The sequence below is a fragment of the Singulisphaera rosea genome, from assembly GCF_054877945.1.
On the sequence record NZ_JBTYIP020000127.1, the window covers coordinates 1 to 329 of the forward strand.

Sequence of the window (329 nt, forward strand, 5' to 3'; positions counted from 1 at the left end):
TGATGGAGTGCAGGCCGGGCTTGAAGTTGGCGACGACGAGGGAGACGCTGACGACGCCCTTGGAGAGTCCGAGGGTCCTGGTGGAGAGCTTGGTGGAGCCGTCCATGAATGTGACGGTGCCCGTGGCATATCCGGAGCCGGGTGCCGCGACCTTGACCGCGGCGTAGAGTGTGGCGGATTGCCCGAGGCCGATGTCGTTGGTCGCTGCGGAAGCGAAGGCGAGGGAGTCGGCCTTTCCGACGTTGGTGACGAGCGTGGTGGTGGATGCGGAGGGGAGGTTGAGGGAGTCGCCTGCGTAGGATGCGGAGAGGGAATGGGCCCCGATGGCC

The 329-nt window shown here is 66.3% G+C and carries 1 protein-coding gene; it reads right to left on the reverse strand.

Translation table 11 applies throughout. The annotated features are described in order from the left end of the window. Positions 1-329, reverse strand: a 329-nt coding sequence (locus tag ACYOEI_RS41240) for an Ig-like domain repeat protein (protein WP_462856498.1), incomplete at both ends; no start/stop codon positions are given.